Raw genomic sequence first — 18,429 nt, 5'->3', positions numbered from 1 at the left:
GCTGATCCTTACTTGATGGCGCCGGCGGCGATGCCGGCAACGAAATGGCGCTGCAGAAGCACGAACACGACGAGCATTGGCGCCGTCAGCATCACCGCGCCCGCCATGATGCCGCCCCAGGACACCTTGGTGAGACCGATCAGCGTGCCGAGCGCCACGGGCGCGGTCATTGCGCCCGGCTTGGAATTGATCAGCAGCGGCCAGAGATAGTTGTTCCAGGAGGCAAGGAAGAGGATGATGGCGAGCGCCGCCAGCATCGGCCGCGCCAGAGGCAGTGCGACGAACAGGAATATCCGCCATTCCTTGACGCCCTCGACCTTGGCGGCGTCGAACAGCTCGTGCGGCATCATCGAAAAACTCTGCCGCATGAAGAGCACGCCCAGCGAATTGAACAGCGGCGGCACGATCAGCGCCACCCAAGTGTTGGCGAGCTTGAAGTCGCGCGCCACCATGATGAATTGCGGGATCAGCACGACCGCATAGGGCAGCGTGATGGTGCCGAAGATGATGGCGACGACCATGCCCTTGCCGAAGAAGTTGTAACGCGCCAGCGCCCAGCCGGCCATCGAGGTCAGCATCACCGACAGGAAGGTATAGGTCACCGCCACCGAGACGGAGATGCCGATGGCGCCGATGAAATTGGTGCCGCGCTGCAGATTGCTGACATTGTCGAGGAAATTGCCATGCGGCAAAAGCTCGATGTCGGGGCTGAAGATGCCGTTGTCGGGCATCGTCGAAAAAACCACCATCATCCACAGCGGAAACAGCCAGACCAGCGCCAGCGGCGTCAGGAACAGATGCAGCGCGATGCTGCGTCCCAATCTGGCCTGGGAACGGCTGACTCTTGAGTGCGAGGTCATTTCGGTTCCCTCGTCAGCCATATCTGCACCAGCGAAATGGCAATCGCCAGCCCGGCCATGGTGTAGGCGACGGCCGAAGCGTAGCCGAAATTGAGCGACCGGAAGCCCTGGCGGTAAAGCAGCAGCCCGAGCGTTTCGGTGCCGCCGCCCGGCCCGCCGCGCTCGGTGATCAGGAAGGGCTCGGTGAACAGCTGCATGGTGCCGATGATCGACAGCACGGCGCAGAACACGATGATCGGCTTGAGCAGCGGCAGCGTGATGTAGAAGAACTGTTTGACCTTGCTGACCCGGTCCAGGGTCGCCGCCTCGTAGACATCCTCGGGAATCGACTGCAGGCCGGCGAGCAGGATGATGGCGTTGTAGCCGGCCCAGCGCCACGTCACCGCCATCATGATCACCGCCATCGCCGGGGTGACGTTGGTAAACCAGTCGACACTGGGCAGGCCGATGCTGTTCAGCAATTTGTTGATGATGCCGTAGTCGAGATTGAACATCAGCCGGAAAACCGCCGAATAGGCGACCTCGCCGACCACGACCGGCGCGAAGAAGGCAAAGCGGAACAGGCCACGGGCCTTGAGCAGTGGCGAATTCAAAAGCACCGCCATCACAATCGCCAGCGAAATCATCACCGGCACCTGGATGACAAGGATCAGCAATGTGTTCTTCAAGGCATTGAAGAAGGCCGGATCGCCGATCAGCCGGCCCCAGTTGAAGGTCGGCGCGAAGCGCCACGGCACGGTGCGCGTCGCCTGGAACGAGATCAGGAAGGAATCGATGATCGGCCACAGCCAGAAGATCGAAAAAATCAGCAGATACGGCGCGAGGAAGCGATATGCCGTGGCGTTCTGGTAGCGCATCGTTTTCCTCCTTTCTGCTTTCAAGTTCTTGCCTTCTCCCCTTGTGGGAGAAGGTGGATCGGCGCGTAGCGCCGAGACGGTTGAGGGGTGATGGCCGGAGTGCCGCCGGCGCCAAGCTGGACCACCCCTCATCCGTCGCCTTCGGCGATACCTTCTCCCACAAGGAGAGAAGGGGAGCCGCGCGCTCGGAGCCGCCTCGTCTAGATCACGACTTGACCGGCAGGCCGGTCGCCGCGGCGATCTGGCTTGCGGCATCGTCGAGCGCTGCCTTGGCGTCGGGATAGCCGCCGGCCAGATATTTGGTCTGCACCGCGCGGATGATGATTTCGGCGTCGCTCTGGAACGGCGTGCCGCGGCTGGGGACGACCTTGGGCAAGGTGCCGAGGGTGTCCTTCCACACGGCTTGGCCACCCCAATAGGGCAGGCCTTCGGAGACATAAGGGTCGTTGAGCGCCGAGATCAGCGACGGCACCAGGCCGAAGCCTTTCAGCATGGTGATCTGGCCCTCATTCGTCGCAAGCGTGTATTTCAGATAGGCGTAGGCGGCTTCCTTGTTCTTCGACACCGAGGTGATGGCGAGCGAGGAGCCGCCGAGATTGGCGGCGCGCGGACCGTCGGCGGTCAGGCTCGGCATCAGATAGACGCCCCATTTGCCTGCCCCATCGGGCGATTCGGTGCGCACGGTGCCTTCATACCAGCCGCCATACATCTGCGTGGCGACCTTGCCGGCGGTGTTGTTGGTGATCTTGGTGCTCCAGTCGGCAGAGGAAATGATGCCGGCGTCCTTCATCTCCTTGATCTTGGTCATGGCATCGACGCATTTGGGCTGGTTGACCGTGATCGATTGCCCGTCGGCGGAGAAGTAGGCGCAACCCTGCTCGTTGGAGATCATGCGGAAGAATTCGGAATCGCCGTTGAAATCGGCGTTGGTCATCGTGACGCCGGGATTGGCGGCCTGGATTTTCTTGGCGGCGGCGATGAAATCGTCCCAGGTCTTGATCGAGGACGGATCGACGCCAGCCTTCTCGTAGAAGTCGCGGCGGTAGAACATCGCCACTGGACCGGAATCCCAGGGCATCGCATAGGCCTTGTCGTCAACCTCGAGCTCGGTACGCTTGAAGTCGGGGAATTTTGCCTGGTCTTCCGCGGTGTAGCCGAGCGTATGCAGGTCGACGAAGCAATCCGGGAACTGGCTCCAGTAGTTTTCGGCTTCGCCGTTCTCGATCGTAACGATGTCAGGCAGCCCCTCGCCGCCGGCGGCACAGCCGGCGATCGATTTGTCGTAGGTCGGCTGGTTGCCAAGGTCCTCGACCGTCACCTTGATGTCGGGATACTGCTTGTTGAAGCCCGCTATGGTGGCCTTCAGCGACGAAGCGGCGATATTCCAGCTCCAGATCGTGATTTCACCGGACTGCGCAAAGGCCGGGCTGGAGCCCAAGGCAAGCGCGAGCGCGGCGCAGGTCAATTTTATGCGCATTGAAATCCTCCCATTTCAGTTGCTCTCTGTTTGCGAGCGTGGCTAGACTAGGCCTCGGGAAAGCCTTGTCCGCGACAAAGGGAATAAGAAATGAGCGGAAAGTAAGATGCCGGAAAGGCCGTTTTACCAGCCTGGCGCCAGCAGCGTGGAGGGCCTGCCGCTGCTGCTGCAGATGTTCCACACCCAGCCCCTGGTGATGCTCAAGCCGCATTGGCACGCCCAGGTCGAGGTGAATTTCATCGTGCGCGGCGCCGTGCATTACCGTATGGACGGGCACGAGCTTTCGCTCTCTGCTGGCGACATGTGTCTGTTCTGGGGCGGCCTGCCGCACCAGATGGACGAAGCCTCCGACGATGCCATCTATGCCGGCGCGCATTTGCCGCTGGTGCATTTCTTCCGGCTCCATTTGCCCGTCGAGGTCCGCAACAGACTGATGACCGGGGCGACGCTGGTGACCGACGCCACCGACCGGTCGGACGACCACAATTTCGAGCGCTGGAACCGCTATGCCCGCTCCGGCGACCCGGTCAAGGCCGAGCATGCCGTCAACGAGCTTTTGCTGCGGCTGGAGCGGGTGCGCTTCGAGCCTTACCGGCTGGTGCCCGAAACCCCGGTCGAACAGGAGATAGGCAGTCCCTTCGATCAGCAATCGCTGCGCAATGTCGGGCGCATGTGCGACTTCATCGCCGAGAATTTCCTCTACGAGATCGATTGCGTCGATATCGCCGCGGCGGCCGATATCCATCCCAAATACGCCATGAGCATCTTCAAGAAATCGACCGGCATGACGCTCAATGAATATGTGAATTTGCTGCGCCTCAGCTACGCGCAGGCGCTGCTGATGCATCAGGATGCCAATGTGCTGCGCGTCGCCATGGAATCGGGCTTCGGCTCGCTCAGTGCCTTCAACAAGTCGTTCCGCAAGCTTTCCGGCATGTCGCCGTCGGATTTCCGCAGGGGCGTGGCCGGCGCCAGATAACGGCTGGATTCAAGCGATAATATCCAGGCGCCTCGGCAGGCGGTTCATCGGCGACGGCCCGTTGGCGGTGATCAGGAACTGGTCCTCGAGATTGAAGCTGGCGAGACCGTCGATGTAGAGCGGGATCTCGAATGCCAGCACCATGCCGGCCTCGATCACGACAGTGCTGTCGGCCGAGATGAACGGCCATTGCTCGGAAAACACGGAATTGCCGACGCCGTGGCCGAAATGGCCGCGGCGATAGGAACGCAGGCCCTGGCGCGCCAGGCTTTCGCTGGCGGCGCGATGCACGGCGGCTAACGGCTTTCCGGGCATAAGCGTGACAAGCCCGTCGGCGAAGGCGCGTTCGGCTATCGCATGCAATTCGGCCTGTTCGGGCGACGGCGGCCCGAAGGTGAAATTCCGCGACATATCCGAGGCATAGCCGTTCACGCTGCACACCATGTCGGCCTTCAGCGGATCGCCGGCGGCGGCGACGGCGTCGGCGCCTTTTGGGCGAGCGCCCAGCGTGACGTATTCCGCCGTCGAGATTTGCTGCGACGACCCGGCGGCTGCATCCGCGACGCCTTGCCGGTAAAGCGCGACCAGCTCAGACTGACGCATGCCGGTCGTCGCATGCTGCTGCAGCCGCGACAGGCCGGCTTCCGACAGGGCGATGCCCTGCTGCAGAAGGTCGATCTCGCTCTGCGATTTGATTGCCCGCAGCCTGTCGAGAACCGGTGAGCCGTTGACCAGGGCAGTGCCCGGCAACATCGCCTGCAGCGCGGAAAAATCGCTGGCCGAGACGAAATCCAGCTCGATGCCGAGCGTCGCACGCTCCAGCCCGAATTCTGTAAAGATCGTTTTCAGCTCGCGGACGGAGCGGGCAAGCTCAAAGGTCGCCGGACGTGAAAAACCGGGAGCGCGGCCAACCAGGCCGGCCTCGATGCGCTGCGCAACAGGCCGGTCAGCCGTCGCCGGCTCGAGCGACGCCGATTCGATCCAGATCGCATGCGTGCGCAGCACGGCGCCGGCCATCGCCGCCCGGAGCCGGGCAGCCTGGAAATCCGCCACCACGACGCCGATCGGCAGGTCGCCTCGCTTGGGAATAACGACGAAACCGGCGCCGGCCCGCCGGAACAGGCCGGCCGGGCCGATCCAGGCACCGGTGGAATATTGGAACGCCTCGGGCTCGCAAAGCACCAGCGCCTCGATGCCGGCGCGCTGCATCAGGTCAGTTGCGCGCTCGCGGTCGACAAAGCCGGTCATGGGATCTCCTCGAATGCACTCGAATCCGACGCCGATGCGGCGGCGTTTGGCCTTAGCGTAGCTTCAGTGCCGCCGTGGAGCAGCTTTTTTCTGGAAGCGCTGTTCACCTTGAGAGTTCGTCGTCGGGAAACGAAAAAAGCCGCGGCGAACCACGGCTTTCAACGCGACGAGTGGTCTGTTTCGAATGCTTACTCGGTTTCGTCGGAAGTGTCGTCGGCAGTGTCTGCCGCGTCTTTCGCGGCCTTCCTATCCAGCGCTGCCTGCAAGGCCAGCGTAGCCTGCGGTGAGGCCGGTGTCGTGGCAACGACCGCCATTGCATGAGCAACGCCGGTCGTCGACTTGTCCTTGGCCGCGGCGGAAGTGGCGGCTCCGTGTCCCTGCGAGCCGGCCCCAGCCGAGTTTCCGCCGTTACCGTTGCTGCCGCCATTGCCGTTGCCATTGCCATTGCCCCCGGGAGCAGCGAGTACCGGAGATGCGACAAGGGTGAGAGCGGCTACAGTCGCGAATAGACAGGTGCGCGTTTTCATAGTTCCTCCTTCGAGTCGCCCTCCCGCCAGGATGGGTTTCAGATGAAAAACGTCAGGACTTTCGAATCCGAAAGTCGGCTGTTACCTAGCTTTGTTCAAATACAGTATTCTACAAGACGGACCTTGGTCCGAAATCGATACGCAAAAGTCCTGAATTTTATCGACAGCGTACTTCGGACGACCGCAGCGGCGGGATTTTTGCTGCCGGCAGATCCGGCGCCGCTACAGCGCAGTGTGCGTCGGCTGACATCAGGCTAGGGTCGAGGAAACCTAGCTGCTCGGCCATCGGTGAGATCATTCAAGGTGATTGAGGAACATTCCACATTTCGTGAAGTTGGGAGCGCAGGCGCGCTTTTGAGGTGCCAAAATGTTTGATGCCGGCGGGCTTTTGGGAGGAAGCCATGATCCGCGTCACGCCTGCATTTCGTGTTTCGCGCCGCCGCGCGTTGCAGTTTGGCCTGGGAGCAACGCTCGCTTCGGCCACCGGCCTTGCCCCGGTTTCCCGGGCCTATGCGCAGGATGAGGTCAAAGACGAAGACATTTTTTTCCGGTTCGCCCTCAATCTCGAATATATATGGAAGCCGAATATTACCTGCGCGGTACAACCGGAAAAGGGATCGAAGACTCGGATGCTGGCCCGAAGGCCGGCGCTGTCGTCGGCGGCAAACAGGTCAGCTTTGACACGCCTGCAATCGGCGAGTTCATGCGCCCATGGCGTCCAAAAAGCTAGTGAGTTCAATTGGCTCGCCCGAAAAGGGTCGAACTCCTGACCCCTAGATTCTGGTCTGAGAAGTCAAGATATAGGCGGTTCGAACGTGTCCCCTACTCCGTCAACGCTCCGGCTTCCCACCGCCAAGGCACATCATGGTTTAGGGGCTTGGCTTAGACGCTCGAAGTGAAGTACCCAGCCCATACCTATTCTATTCTGGAGTCTCCACGTTGATCGTAGCGGTCAAGGCCGCCGAGAATCCGAGATGGTCAATACCAGTGAAATGATGCAGGTTCTTCTGGACCACGTGGCAAGCAGGCCGCTGAGCAGACGTAGCTTCCTGGTTTCAGCATATGGACCCTCTTTGTAATACGAATTGAAAATTGCGCCCTCATGTTTCAGAACAGGTCGGTAGACCCGCGAGGATGATTTCGAATCCTGCGGGTCGCTCACGGTCCTCAAGGCGAGAATTCTAAGAGACGTTCAACAATGACCCAGCACGCAGAAAACGCTCGAATTCTCATGTACAGCCACGACACGTTCGGGCTCGGCCATTTGCAGCGCTGCCGGACTATCGCGCATTCGCTGGTCGAGGATTTCCGCGGACTTCAGGTGCTTATCATTTCGGGTGCGACTATCGCTGGCGCCTTCGACTACCGCGCCCGTGTCGACTTCGTGAAGATCCCCAGCGTCATCAAGCTGCGCAACGGCGAATACACCTCGCTGGAAAAGGACATCGATCTGCATGAGACGCTAAGGATGCGCCAGTCGATCATCCGCCATACAGCTGAGACCTTCCGGCCGGATATCTTCATCGTCGACAAGGAACCGCTCGGCCTGCGCGGTGAGATTGAGGACACGCTGTCCTACCTCAAGACGCGGGGCACCACGCTGGTGCTTGGCCTGCGCGAGGTGATGGATGCGCCGCATCTGCTCGAAGCAGAGTGGGCACGCAGAGACGTGATGCGCAAGATAGGCGTCTTTTACGACAAGGTCTGGGCCTATGGTCCGCCGGATTTCTACGATCCGCTGACGGGCTTGGATGTGCCCCCGGCTGTCAGGGCAAAGATGAGGTTCGTCGGTTTCCTGCAACGGAGCCTGCAGCGGAACGAGTTGCCCGGCCACCGACCCGAGGGCGACTATATCCTCGTTACTACCGGTGGCGGCGGTGACGGCGCCGATCTGATCCACGACGTCATCGATGCCTATCAGCAGGATCCGCAATTGCAGCATAGAGCCCTGATCGTGCTTGGGCCTTACATGCCGGCGCGCAAGCGCAACAAGCTGCTCAAGAAGGGGTCCAAGATCCCCTACATCAAGATCATCGAGTTCGACAACCGTATGGAAGACCTGATTGCCGGCGCCAAGGCGGTAGTGGCGATGGGCGGCTACAACACCTATTGCGAGATACTGTCTTTCGACAAGCCGGCGCTGATCGTGCCGCGCGTCGAGCCCCGCCGGGAACAACTGATCCGCGCACGGCGCGCAGCCGAACTCGGCCTCATCGAGATGCTTTTGCCTGAAGAAGCCGAGGATTCCCGGCGGTTTGCTGATGCACTGAAGGTGCTGCCGGACCGGCCCCGCCCATCGCAGAGCAATCCGCATCTGACGCTGGAAGGGCTGCCTCATATTTCCGAAATCGTCGCGGAACTGCTCGACCGGCGGGCCGGCCATCACCTTTCGGTCATTGAAGGAATGACCTGAGTTGCAACATCGCAAGATCGTCGTGGTTCTGAAGGGTTACCCGCGGCTGTCCGAAACCTTCATCGCGCAGGAACTGCTCGGTCTTGAGCGTGCGGGGTTCGACCTGATACTCGTCGCGCTCAGGCGGCCGACCGACGAAAAACGCCACCCCGTGCATGACGAGATCAAAGCGCCCGTCCATTATCTGCCGGAATATCTGCATGAAGAGCCGCTGCGCGTGCTTCGCTCGCTGTTTGCCTCTCTGCTGCGTCCGGGCTTCTGGCGCGCGCTCGGATCGCTGGCTGCCGATATGCCCCGCGACTTTACGCGCAATCGCGCGCGCCGCTTCGGGCAAGCGCTCGTGCTGTCGGCCGAATGGCCGGAAAACGCGGGCTGGCTGCATGCACATTTCGCGCACACGCCTGCATCGGTGACGCGCTATGCCAGCCAGCTTCGTGGCCTGCCCTGGACCTGCTCGGCCCATGCCAAGGACATCTGGACTTCGGCCGACTGGGATCTGGCCGGCAAGCTTTCCTCGGCGCGCTGGACGGTCACTTGCACGAAAACCGGCTTCGACCGTCTGAAAAAACTCGCTAACGGCAACTCGTCTGTGCATCTGAGCTATCATGGGCTCGACCTTGATCGCTTCGGCAGTTTCGGCGAGGCGCGAAAGCAGCATGACGGCTCGGCTCCGGACGAACCGGTTGTCGTTCTGAGTGTCGGGCGCGCCGTTGAAAAGAAAGGTTACGATACGTTGCTGGAGGCCCTTGCCCTGTTGCCCGGCGATTTGGCGTGGCGTTTCGAGCATATCGGCGGCGGCGAAGAACTGGAACGGTTCAAGTCGCTGGCGCAAAAGCTCGGCCTGGATGGTCGCGTCTCTTGGAAAGGCGCGCTTGCGCAGGAGGAGGTGCTTGAGCACTACCGCCGCGCCGACATCTTCGCCCTGGCCTGCAGGATCACCGCAAATGGCGACCGCGACGGTCTGCCGAACGTTCTGGTGGAGGCGGCTAGCCAGCGGCTTGCCTGCGTGTCGACCGATATTTCCGGCGTGCCGGAGCTTTTATCGCCGGATGAAACCGGGTTGCTGGTTCCGACGGAAAACCCGATTGCCCTGGCACAGGCGCTGGAGCGCCTGATCCGTGATCCCGTGCTCCGCGACCGCCTCGGCGACGCCGCAGAGCGGCGCGTGCGCGGCAATTTCGATCATATGGCAAGCATTGGACAGCTCAAGGAACTGTTCGAGCGGGAGTGGCGGGCCGCCGAATGAAGCGGCTGCGCGCTTTCTTCTATGTCCAGCACCTGCTCGGCATCGGCCATCTCGCGCGCGCCAGCCGCATTGCGGCGGCTCTGGTCGATGACGGGTTTGACGTTACCGTCGTGACCGGCGGAGCGCCGATCGCCGGGTTTCCGGGACTGGGTGTACAATCTGTAACCCTGCCACCTGTCACCTCCGGTGATGAAGGATTTTCGGGACTTGTCGACCTGCAAGGCAACCCGATCGACGATGATTTCAAGAAATGGCGTTCAGAGATGCTGCTGCAGGCATTCCGGGATTGCAGGCCTGATATCGTCATTGTCGAGGCGTTTCCATTTGGACGCCGGCAGATGCGTTTCGAACTCTTGCCGCTGATCGAGGCCATCGACGCGACGTCGCCCAGACCGCTGCTGGCGACGTCCGTCCGTGATATCCTCCAGGAGCGCGTCAAGCTGGGCCGAAACGAGGAAACGGTCGATCTCATCAACAGGCATTTCGATCTTGTTATGGTCCACGGCGATCCGGCTTTCGCAACCATCGACAAGACATTTCCACTGGCTGGGGCGATCAGGGCCGAGGTCACCTACACGGGGCTCGTTGCCGCGCCGCCATCGCCCGCGGCCTCCGAGCGCTTCGACGTTCTGGTGTCGGTTGGCGGCGGGGCTGCCGGAAAGAGCCTCGTCAGATCCACCATCGCAGCGGCGCGGAATGCCAACAACGCTTGGAAATGGTGTTTGATCACCGGCCCAAACCTGCCGAAAGACGAGTTTGACGCGATCGCACGCGATGCCACGCCGGGCCTGTCCATCTTCCGGTTCCGCGAGGATTTCGCCAGCCTGCTGACCGGCGCCCGCCTGTCAGTCTCGCAGGCGGGTTACAACACGGTCTGCGATGTCCTGCGCGCGGGCTGTCGCTCCCTGCTCGTCCCATTTGCAGCCGGCGGGGAAACCGAACAGACGGTTCGCGCCCTGATGCTCGAAGAACTCGGTCTTGCAACGGTGCTGATGGAAAAGGACCTGACGCCTGAAGGTTTGGCGCAAGCGATCGAACAAGCGCTTGTGGAACCGACGCCATCCGCGCATCGTCTCGATCTGGAAGGCGCGCGTCGCTCCGCGCAAATCCTGCGCGAGCGGCATCGAACATGGTCCCTAAATGTGGGGCCCGGTTTCGGAAAAGTTCATGATTAAACAGACGATAGATCCTAGAGCGGTTCATCGTTTCACGCAGAACCGCTCTGTCTCTTTGTTTTGACGCAATTCCGGACGGAAAGCCGTTTCCACACTTTCCTGCAAATGCTCTAACGCGCGTCGCGTCTGGTGAGATTCGTGCGACGCGCTTCAAGTCCTGTTTTTATGCGTGTCGTTGTCCCAAAACCGCTACGCGCTTTTGGGCGAAATGCATTAAACAGTTCCAATCAGCATGAAGCGCGTATAATTTTTTGTCGGCAGTTCGCCGGAGAACCGCACCTCCCGTAGCCCCGCCATTTCCTCGAAGGCTGCAAGCGAAGCCACGCAGTTGATGTGCGTCGGCTCGCTGAAATAATCGTTCGATTGCAGCAGTACATTCGTGCCCGGCGGAAGCAGAGCAAGCCAGGCGCGCAGATCGGCTATGTGTTCGCAGCTCGTATTGATCATCAGATCGGGCCGCCCGGCCGCATAGTCGAGTGCGTACATATCTGCCGTCAGCGCCCGGAACCGGTCGCCGGCTTCCCGGTTGAGGGTCCGGGCGACCGGCGCGACTTCGGGATCGATGTCGATGCTATCGACCGCCGCGATGTCGAAGCGGGCGTCGTTGAAAAGCATTGCCGGCAATACGCCGTACCATCCACCCAGAACCCATATGCGCCCGAAGCGGCCGCCGCCGCTTTCGAACAGCCTGTCGAGCGCCCACATCTTGCAGGCGACCTGCTTGTGGTTGAAGGCGTTGGCGATATCGGCCTTCGGATGCTTGGCGACGACGCGCGCCAGCCCTGCCACGAGAGGGCAGTTGACATAAGCAGCAATTCCCCGCGTGAGGTCCAAGGCTTGCTCGTGCCAGTCCATGGCATTGCGTGGTTGCGTGACATCCATCATAATTCGTCTTGTATGTTGGGATTTTGGGCGACACAACGCAATCTTGCCTCCCGCAAGACTGTTTGATTCCGCGGACGTGATCATGCTGCAAGCCGCTTGGCTATTGCCCGGTGCCGGAGAGAGCCTGTTGCATCTGTCCGGATCATCGGCGTCCATCCGCCAGCACCAGCCGCGCAGCTGCGGCCTCGTGCTGCTCGGCTGTTCGCCAAAGCCCTACGAAAGCCGCGGACCGTTTGGCCAGCTGCTTTCTTCGCCGATCAACAATGCCCATGTCGTTGCCATCGACCATGCGCCGGAACTGGATCGCGCCGCCTCGCAGGTTCCTTGCATCGTTGAGCGCAGGACAATGTCCGTGCACAGCAGCTTCGAGCTTGTCGTTGGCGATGAAGAAATTGCCGATACGCCATTCGCCAGCAGGTGCTTTTACATCCTGCATCCTTCCAACTGAAGGGTCCACAGTCGCATATGGAAGCCAGCCTAGCCCGCTATATCTGGACGCACACCAAGAAGCAGCAGCTCTGGATATTGATGATCGTCGTGCTTTCGATGATCCCGTATTTCATGTCCTTCGACCTGCCGAAGCTGATCGTCAACGGACCGATCCAAGGTCGCGGCTTCGAGCAACCGGGCGCGACCCAGCCATTCATGAGGCTACATTATAACCTGCCGTTCATTGGAGAGGTCCAGTTCTTCTCCGGTTTTCAGCTCGACCGCGAGGAGACCCTGTTTGCCCTGAGCCTTGTGTTCCTCTTGCTAGTCGTCATCAACGGCCTGTTCAAATTCTACATCAACACCTACAAGGGCCGCCTCGGCGAACGCATGCTGCGGCGTATCCGCTTCGATCTGGTCGACCGTGTGCTGCGTTTTCCGCCGGTTTACTTCAAGCGGGTGAAATCCGCCGAAGTGGCGACCATGGTGAAGGACGAGGTGGAGCCGCTGGGCGGCTTCATCGGCGACGCCTTCCTGCAGCCGGTACTGCTCGGCGGCCAAGCGCTGACGGCCATGCTGTTCATCATGATCCAGAACGTCTGGCTCGGAATGATAGCGGTCGTGATCGTGGCGATCCAGATCGTGCTCATCCCGCGAATGCGGCGGCGGCTGATCGTGCTCGGACGCCAACGGCAGTTGACGGCGCGCGCGCTTTCGGGCCGGGTTGGCGAAATCGTCGACGGCATCGGCGCGGTTCACGTCCACGATACATCAAACTACGAGCGCGCCGACATAGCTGCCCGGCTCGGGCTCATCTTCAAGATCCGCTTCGATCTTTACCAATGGAAATTCATGGTGAAGTTCCTCAACAATTTTCTCGCGCAGCTCACGCCCTTTCTGTTCTACATGATCGGCGGGTATCTGGTCCTCCAGGGGCGGCTGGACGTCGGCCAGCTCGTGGCCGTGATCGGCGCCTACAAGGACCTGCCCGGACCGATGAAGGAACTGATCGACTGGGATCAGGATCGGCAGGATGTCCAGGTCAAATATCAACAGGTCGTTGAACAGTTCACCGTCGAAGGTCTCATCGCGCCGAAAATCGGGGTATTGACGATCGACGATCCCGATCCGATGACCAAGCCGCTGTCGGCGATCAATCTGTCCGTAGCAGACGATGGCGGTGCAATGCTCCTTAACCGTATCTCCCTCCAGGTCAAGCCGGGTGAGACGGTGGCACTGGTCAGTACCGCAACAGGTGGAGCGGAGGCGCTTGCAGAAGCCTTCGCGCGGCTGAACTGGCCGGACAGCGGAAGGGTCGCTTCGGGCACCGACGACCTGCTTGAACTCCCCGAAGCAGTAACCGGCCGGCGCATGTCGTATGCCTCGTCGGATGTTTTCCTGTTCCAGGCAAGCCTCCGCGACAACCTGCTCTACGGGTTGAAGCATGCGCCGCTGACATCGGTGCCTTATGACGGTGCTGCGGCAGATCAGCACCGCTGGAACATTCACGAGGCGCGCCGGTCGGGCAATCCGGATCTTGATATCCACAGCGACTGGATCAACTATGCTTCCGCTGGCGCTACCGGCCCGCACGACCTCTTTGAAGCCGTGCGCCGGGTGCTCGACGCGGTTGTTCTGTCGCGTGACATTCTGGATCTCGGCTTGCGCTCTTCGGCCGACCTCACGCGTCACACGGAGCTTGCCAGGCGGATCGTCGAACTGCGTGCGGCGCTGCGGACCCGGCTGGAACAAGAGGGGCTGAGCGGACTGGTGGTTCCTTTCGAACCGGGCGCCTACAACAAGGAAGCAACGATCGGCCAAAACCTGCTCTTCGGCGCTGCCGCCGGCCCCGAACTGGCCGACAGGGCCCTGGCGGCCAATCCCTATTTTGCTTCCGTGCTGAGGCAAGCCGGCCTCGACCGCACGCTCTACGAAATGGGCTTGGAGATCGCCAAACAGGCGATCGAGCTGTTTGCCGACCTGCCGCCCGATCACCAGTTCTTCCAGCAGCTCGCCTTCATGAGCGCGGAGGAGATACCCGCCTACGAAACCTTGCTGCAACGGCTCAAGAACCGTCCCTACGAGGCGGTTTCGGAGAACGATCGCGCCATGATCGTCACCTTGAGCTTTGCCTACATCGAGCCCCGGCACCGCTTCGGCCTGCTGAGCGACGAGCTGATGAGCAAGATCGTCGCTGCACGCAACCGGTTCTATGAAGACCTGCCGCCCGAGCTGCACAATGCGGTCGAACGGTATGATCCTGCCAAATACATTGCCGCGGCCACCGTCATGGATAATGTCCTGTTCGGGCGTGTGGGCAACAATCATCCCGACGCGCCCGACCGCATACGCTCCATCGTCTATGACATTCTTGACGAACTGGGGCTTTATGGCGAACTTCTGGATGTCGGCCTGGACTTCAACGTCGGCTCCGGCGGCAGGCGGCTGACCGGTGGACAGCGACAGAAGCTCGATGTTGCCCGGGCCTTGCTCAAGCGTCCCGATTTTCTCATTCTCAACCGGCCGCTGTCGGCGCTCGACCAGCGCATGCAGGATAAGGTGCTGCGAAATGTGCTCGAGGAAGCCAGGCGCGACGGCCATTCGCCGGCAATTGTGTGGGTCGTGACGAATCCGGCAATGGCGATGATGTTCGATCGCGTTATCGTCTTCGACTCGGGTCAATTGGCGGAAGACGGAACACACGAGACACTTTTGGCAGGGAACGGTATCTTCAAGGAACTGTTGTCATAGAGCAACGGACATTCAGATGGGATCATTCTGCCGGTGCCGGACATCGGGCTCGCCACCTTTCGCGTGGTTTGTCTCGCCATCCCGGAAAGAGAATTGATTCCATCTGGGCGTCCGTTGCTCTAGTCTGGCAAACGCGAATTTTGGAAGGTTTGCGACAATGCTGCTCAAGGATGAAGTTGGAATGCTGCAACGCGTTCCCTTGTTCTCTGCCATCGAGCCGACAAAGCTCAAGCTGCTTGCGTTCACATCCGATCGTGTGAGCTACAGCGCCGGCCAGATCCTTTTCCGGCAGGGCGACGAGGGAGACGCCGCCTATGTCATCCTTTCAGGCAGGGCGGATATTCTTGTCGATTCCGACAGCGGACCGATAAAAGTTGCCGAACTGGAGCCAAATTCGATCGTTGGCGAGATCGCCATATTGTGCAACAGCTCCCGCACTGCCACCGTCAGAGCGGCAAGTCCGCTGGAAGCCCTGAGAATCCGCAAGGATCATTTCCTGAGGCTTATGAGGGAGTTCCCGGAAATGACCATCGAGATATTGCGGGTTCTTGCCGATCGCCTAAGCCATACGACCGCGGATCTGATCGACGCACGAAGCGCCAAATAACGAAGGACGTGCGCTCGATCCTCGCCGTCGTGACGGCACTGTCCTCTCGCTGAGAAGATCACCCGGAGAAAGCCTGTCTCGCCTAGCAGCAGTTGTTTGGATATGATGGGCGAAGGGGTAGCATGGACGACAACGTTTTCCTGGTCAGGTTTTGGGGTGTCCGCGGCAGCATTTCGGTATCAGGGCCAGAATTCTCTCGCTATGGCGGCAACTCAATCTGTGTCGAGATGCGATGCGGTAAGCATACGCTTCTGTTCGACGCAGGCTCTGGCCTACGGCCTGCCGGCGCGGCGCTTCAGGCGTTGGGCGTGACCGATTTCGACCTGCTTTTCACCCATTGCCATTACGATCACATCATCGGGCTGCCGTCTTTTGCGCCGATCTATGACCGGGGCGCCAAGGTTACGCTTTGGTCCGGGCATCTTGCAGGACACATGACGACCCGGCAGATGGTCGATGAGTTCATGCGGCCGCCGTGGTTTCCGGTGAAACTGGAGGCCTGCAAGGCAAGCCTCGACTATCGCGATTTCGTATCTGGAGACGTGCTTCGCCCGCGCGAAGGGGTGGTGGTCCGAACCGGCAGTCTTATGCATCCGGGCGGCTGCATAGGCTACCGGGTCGAATGGGGCGGCGGCGTCGTGGCGGTGATCACAGACACTGAGCACGAGCCGGACAAACTCGATCAGGCGGTGCTCGGCCTGATCGAAGATGCCGACCTCGTCATTTACGATTGCACCTACACCGAGGAGGAAATGGAACGCCGCCGCGGTTACGGGCACTCGACTTGGCAACAGGGCGTCAAGCTCTGTGAGGCGGCCGGTGCGCGGAGGCTTGCACTGTTTCACCACGATCCGACACGCACCGACAAGGAACTGGACAAGATCCAGAAACTGGCCAAGGACAGGTTTACCGGCGCTTTTGTCGCGCGGGATGGCCAGACGCTCAAACTTCCAGTCTCATTGCGCAAAAAGCGCTGAGCTATTTTCCTCTATCTCTTTGTTTTGACGCAATTCCGGACGGAAACCGTTCATACCTTCCTGGAATTGTTCTACCGGCGCTGCGCCCGATCAATGTCCTGATCGGAAGCCATGCGCAGGCTTCAGTCTGTGCGGCGACTGTGAACAGCCGTTCGAGGAAGAGCCAGGCCGATTCATCATGTACGAGATGGTGGGTGAGCAGGCCCACCGGTTCGCCCCCATCGAATGCATGCTGCAATTGCGCAATGATAGCCTGAACCAATAGGCCATGATCGCGGCAGCCGCGCGTGCCATGCCAATCCATGATGTCGACATTGCTGTTGATGACCGCAAGTGAAGCCGGCCTTGGCGGCCCATAGACCGACAATGCCGAAAATCCTATCGATCCAAGGTCGGATACCAAGCCGGCGTCGATCCTGTTCCAGGGTGGCACCAGCATCGGAACGGCACGTGCGCCGTGCAGGCCGGTTATGTGCGCCAGCCCGCGAGCCAGATCATCGAGCACCGCCTCGCGTGGCCGATGCGCGCCGAGCTCCTGCTTCTTCTGGCCCTCGGGCGCATGATTTCGGTGCGCCCAGCCATGGATGGCGACCGTGGCATGCGGCGCCTCGTCAAGCCGAACGACAAGCTTCTCGTCAGTCAGGGCGGGAATGACGGCCAGAGTCACCGGAACCGCGAATTCACCGGTGAGGTCGAGCAACCGATCAAGCGCAGGCGTCGGATCCACGGCGTCATCGTCGCGCAGCCAGAACTCTGCCTTACGGTCCGCCCGTTGCCGGCTCGCCAGTTCCTCCACCAAGGGTTGCCAGATTTGATCGGATGTCATGAGACCGGGATCTTCGCAAGAAGTTCGGCCAGACGCGCCGCTGCAGCACCGAGAGAACGTTCTTCGAGGATGAAACGTCTGGCTTCTGCGGCCATGATGGATCTTTCGTCGTTACGGGCCAGAAGCCTTTCAATGGCAGAAGCGAACGCCGCCACATCGTCCGGCGGGGTGAGAAACCCGGCCTGGCCATTCCGGACGACCTCCGGCACGCCGGCGACGTCCTGAGCCACAACCGGAAGGCCGGCGGCCTGTGCTTCAAGATAGGCAACGCCATAGGCCTCGCCGAAACCCGGCCAGACGTAAATTCCCCCACTGTAGAGGACATCCGGCACGGCGGCTGGCTCAATCGCGCCAAGCCATTCGATACGCTCGGCGGGCAAGCCGGCGAATTGCGCTTTGATCTCCTCGCGGGCAGGTCCGTCCCCGACGACCGACATGGTCCAGGGCAGGTGACCGATCGAACCGAGCGCCTGCGCCAGCATGCGATAGCTTTCGAGTTTGTCGCCCGGGCGCATCATGGCGACGGTAACGAGGCGCGTCGGACAACCTCGTGCCGGCGTTTCCCGGAATAGCGATGTGTCGATGAAGGGCGAAAGCATGCCGAAAGCGGCGTCGGGTACCGCATCTGCCAGTCCCTGACGATCCCTTTGCGTGAAGCAGATGTTCAGCGCCGCCTGTTCGACGGCTCGCGCCACCAACGCTTGCGTATCGGCCCACAAACCGGTGTTGCGCCGCCTCGAATAGGAGGCTTCCGTTGTCACATAGGGGACACCAAAGGCCAACGCCAGTTCGGGCCCGATCAGGTCGGGCGCCTTGTAATAGGGATGATAGGTGAACCACAGATCGGGCTTGCCGTCACGATCCCAAAGCCTTGCCAGCCGCGCGGCTTCCTCCCGGGCCTCGATCTTGAGCGCATCGAAACTTTTCGAATCCGGTTCGCGTAGATAGAAGCGCAATTCGGATGCCAGTTCGACGCTATGTCCTCCATGCTCCAGCGCCTTGACCAGCATCCGTGCCATCTGGCGGTCGCCGGAGGCAACGGGATGATTGGGCGACTTCAGCGGCGCATAGAAGGCAATTCGCATCCCCGGACCCTATCATCGGAAAGCCTGCGCAAGTCAATTTCGAAGCATGATCGACTTCACCCTCAAGCACTGGAATGTGCTATCTGA

Annotated in this window: 16 protein-coding genes and 1 pseudogene; 9 read left to right on the top strand and 8 right to left on the bottom strand. The window is 60.7% G+C overall.

Annotation, left to right across the window (positions count from 1 at the left end):
* Positions 1–8: 8 nt before the first annotated feature.
* The 3 genes from NKI52_RS03715 to NKI52_RS03705 form a co-directional block, all read right to left on the bottom strand.
* Positions 9–860 carry a carbohydrate ABC transporter permease gene (locus tag NKI52_RS03715; protein WP_023675945.1) on the bottom strand — a complete coding sequence of 284 codons (852 nt, stop codon included), beginning with the start codon at positions 858–860 and terminating at the stop codon, positions 9–11.
* On the bottom strand, positions 857–1,717 hold the full coding sequence (locus NKI52_RS03710) for a carbohydrate ABC transporter permease (protein ID WP_254817930.1): 861 nt from the start codon (positions 1,715–1,717) through the stop codon (positions 857–859). The genes NKI52_RS03715 and NKI52_RS03710 overlap by 4 nt, the downstream gene beginning before the upstream one ends.
* 205 nt (positions 1,718–1,922) lie before the next feature.
* Positions 1,923–3,194 (bottom strand): extracellular solute-binding protein, encoded by a 1,272-nt coding sequence (locus NKI52_RS03705; RefSeq protein WP_352697052.1) that lies wholly within the window; start codon positions 3,192–3,194, stop codon positions 1,923–1,925.
* Positions 3,195–3,300: 106 nt separating this feature from the next.
* Between NKI52_RS03705 and NKI52_RS03700 the strand changes: the two genes are divergently transcribed.
* The gene (locus tag NKI52_RS03700) at positions 3,301–4,173 is read left to right on the top strand and encodes a helix-turn-helix domain-containing protein (protein ID WP_352570094.1); all 873 of its coding nucleotides are present in this window, start codon (positions 3,301–3,303) and stop codon (positions 4,171–4,173) included.
* A 9-nt stretch (positions 4,174–4,182) separates the two neighbouring features.
* Here NKI52_RS03700 and NKI52_RS03695 read toward each other — a convergent pair whose 3' ends face one another.
* Both NKI52_RS03695 and NKI52_RS03690 read right to left on the bottom strand, forming a co-directional pair.
* A complete protein-coding gene (locus NKI52_RS03695) occupies positions 4,183–5,421 on the bottom strand; it encodes a M24 family metallopeptidase (protein ID WP_352570092.1) in 1,239 nt (412 codons plus the stop codon).
* Positions 5,422–5,609: 188 nt separating this feature from the next.
* A complete protein-coding gene (locus NKI52_RS03690; RefSeq protein WP_023675950.1) occupies positions 5,610–5,948 on the bottom strand; it encodes a hypothetical protein in 339 nt (112 codons plus the stop codon).
* A 401-nt stretch (positions 5,949–6,349) separates the two neighbouring features.
* Here NKI52_RS03690 and NKI52_RS03685 point away from each other — a divergent pair.
* The 4 genes and pseudogenes from NKI52_RS03685 to NKI52_RS03670 all read left to right on the top strand — a co-directional run.
* A pseudogene (locus NKI52_RS03685) lies at positions 6,350–6,657 on the top strand (ferritin-like domain-containing protein); the annotation flags it as partial.
* Positions 6,658–7,146: 489 nt separating this feature from the next.
* On the top strand, positions 7,147–8,361 hold the full coding sequence (locus tag NKI52_RS03680; RefSeq protein ID WP_352450264.1) for a glycosyltransferase family protein: 1,215 nt from the start codon (positions 7,147–7,149) through the stop codon (positions 8,359–8,361).
* 1 nt (position 8,362) lies between these two features.
* A complete protein-coding gene (locus NKI52_RS03675; protein WP_352570091.1) occupies positions 8,363–9,607 on the top strand; it encodes a glycosyltransferase in 1,245 nt (414 codons plus the stop codon).
* Entirely contained in the window at positions 9,604–10,782 is a 1,179-nt protein-coding gene (locus tag NKI52_RS03670) for a glycosyltransferase family protein (protein WP_023675953.1), read from the top strand. The genes NKI52_RS03675 and NKI52_RS03670 overlap by 4 nt, the downstream gene beginning before the upstream one ends.
* A 213-nt stretch (positions 10,783–10,995) precedes the next feature.
* Here the strand turns inward: NKI52_RS03670 and NKI52_RS03665 are convergent, their stop codons facing one another.
* Positions 10,996–11,664 (bottom strand): class I SAM-dependent methyltransferase, encoded by a 669-nt coding sequence (locus NKI52_RS03665; RefSeq protein WP_352697085.1) that lies wholly within the window; start codon positions 11,662–11,664, stop codon positions 10,996–10,998.
* A gap of 85 nt (positions 11,665–11,749) precedes the next feature.
* On the opposite strand from NKI52_RS03665, the gene NKI52_RS03660 reads away from it, so the two are divergent.
* From NKI52_RS03660 to NKI52_RS03645, 4 genes are all read left to right on the top strand, one after another.
* On the top strand, positions 11,750–12,115 hold the full coding sequence (locus tag NKI52_RS03660; RefSeq protein ID WP_352457170.1) for a hypothetical protein: 366 nt from the start codon (positions 11,750–11,752) through the stop codon (positions 12,113–12,115).
* 17 nt (positions 12,116–12,132) lie between these two features.
* The gene (locus NKI52_RS03655; RefSeq protein WP_352570088.1) at positions 12,133–14,847 is read left to right on the top strand and encodes an ABC transporter transmembrane domain-containing protein; all 2,715 of its coding nucleotides are present in this window, start codon (positions 12,133–12,135) and stop codon (positions 14,845–14,847) included.
* 157 nt (positions 14,848–15,004) lie between these two features.
* Positions 15,005–15,454: a cyclic nucleotide-binding domain-containing protein gene (locus NKI52_RS03650; protein ID WP_023675957.1), complete on the top strand. Its 450-nt coding sequence runs from the start codon at positions 15,005–15,007 to the stop codon at positions 15,452–15,454.
* A gap of 122 nt (positions 15,455–15,576) precedes the next feature.
* Positions 15,577–16,431 carry an MBL fold metallo-hydrolase gene (locus NKI52_RS03645; protein ID WP_352577345.1) on the top strand — a complete coding sequence of 285 codons (855 nt, stop codon included), beginning with the start codon at positions 15,577–15,579 and terminating at the stop codon, positions 16,429–16,431.
* 1 nt (position 16,432) lies between these two features.
* Here NKI52_RS03645 and NKI52_RS03640 read toward each other — a convergent pair whose 3' ends face one another.
* Positions 16,433–17,257 carry a polysaccharide deacetylase family protein gene (locus tag NKI52_RS03640; protein WP_352697047.1) on the bottom strand — a complete coding sequence of 275 codons (825 nt, stop codon included), beginning with the start codon at positions 17,255–17,257 and terminating at the stop codon, positions 16,433–16,435.
* On the bottom strand, positions 17,254–18,342 hold the full coding sequence (locus NKI52_RS03635) for a glycosyltransferase family 4 protein (protein WP_352577341.1): 1,089 nt from the start codon (positions 18,340–18,342) through the stop codon (positions 17,254–17,256). Before NKI52_RS03635 ends, NKI52_RS03640 begins: the two co-directional genes overlap by 4 nt.
* Between the last annotated feature and the right edge of the window lie 87 nt (positions 18,343–18,429).

It is taken from the genome of Mesorhizobium sp. M0590 (genome assembly GCF_040320905.1).
GTDB lineage: Bacteria > Pseudomonadota > Alphaproteobacteria > Rhizobiales > Rhizobiaceae > Mesorhizobium.
This window is presented reverse-complemented; position numbering and strand designations above follow the sequence as displayed.